Annotated in this window: 1 pseudogene; it reads left to right on the top strand. The window is 65.3% G+C overall.

Annotation, left to right across the window (positions count from 1 at the left end):
- Positions 1 to 193 precede the first annotated feature (193 nt).
- Positions 194 to 1,036: pseudogene (locus ACZ7NC_RS45600) on the top strand (IS110 family RNA-guided transposase); the annotation flags it as partial.
- Positions 1,037 to 1,473: the final 437 nt, after the last annotated feature.

Below are 1,473 nucleotides of genomic sequence, written 5' to 3'. Positions count from 1 at the left end.
TCCTCCACCTCGCGGTAACTGAGCGGGAACCGGAAGTACAGCCACACCGCATGGGAAATGACCTCCGCCGGGAACCGAAACCCTCTGTACGACACCGCCGCCCCGGCCCCCACAAGCAGCTCCTCCCCAGGAAGATCAACAAGCCCGGCGATCATCCCAGACCTGAGACACCCCACTTAAGTTGACGATGCCCTTCACACCCCTGAGCCTGCCGGACGAGACCGTGGCAGATCTCCAGCTGCTCACCGCCCACCGAGCCGACCTGATCGCCGACCGGGTACGACTGATCAACCGCCTGCGCGATGCCCTGGTGGGCATCTGCCCTTCTCTGGAGCGGGCCTTCGACTACTCGGCAGCCAAGGGGCCGGTCGTCCTGCTGACCGAGTACCAGACCCCGGCCGCCCTGCGACAGACTGGCGTCAAGCTGCTCGCGGACTGGCTAGCACGGCGCGCGGTCCGCAGCGCAGCCGAGGTCGCCGCCCGCGCGGTCAAGGCAGCCGAATCCCAAGTGACTGCCCTGCCCGGCGAAAAGCGAGCCGCCAAACTCGTGTGCGACCTCGCTCATCAGCTCCTCGCACTCGACGAGTGGATCAAAGACACCGACCGGGAGATCCGCGAGTCCTTCCACCTCGATGAGCGCGCCGAAGTCATCGAATCCCTGCCAGGTATGGGCCCCATCCTCGGGGCCGAGTTCCTCGCCATCGTCGGAGACCTATCCGGCTACGCAGACGCCGGCCGCCTGGCCGCCCACGCGGGACTGGCCCCGGTGTCGCGCGACTCCGGCCGCCGGACCGGCAACCACCACCGGCCCAAGCGCTATCACCGCCGCCTACGACATGTCTTCTACATGGCCGCCCAAACCGCCATGATGCGCCCCGGACCCTCCCGGGACTACTACCTCAAGAAACGCGCCGAAGGACTGATCCACGTCCAAGCACTGCTCGCCCTCGCACGCCGCCGAGTCGACGTCTTATGGGCCATGCTCCGCGACAAGAGGCACTTCACCCTCACCCCACCGGCCCCCCAATCGGCTTGACACCATCATTGAGACTCACTCGACGAGGGCATGCGGGACGTCGAGTACGGCACGATAAGGAACCAACGAGGCCCCCGGACTGTGATGTTGAGACTTCAGACATCTCGCTCAACAGTCCGAGGGCCTCGCCCGTTACTCGACCGGCCTCGTCACCCGATCGGTGGCCAAATTGAAAAGCCTCATTGTCTACACAAGCGCGCAATGTTGCCTGTGGCACCTGGCATTGCTCTCGCTGTCTGCCTGTACATCGGTGTTAACCCTGCGGTGCACTGGCGCGGTCAGCGGTGACTGACGGGTCCGATTCTTTTGTCCTGGTTTGCTTGTGGCGCCTTTGGCGCAGGAGGGGGCGCTCGATGGCGCGAGTTCCTGGTACGGGCTTGGCGGTTTTGGTGATCGGCGGGGGTGTCAGTGGCCTGACGACCGGGCTGGTGCTGGCA

This window comes from Streptomyces sp. NPDC111802 (assembly GCF_055634335.1).
Note: the sequence above shows the minus strand (reverse complement) of the source record. Positions and strands in the feature narration are given on the sequence as shown.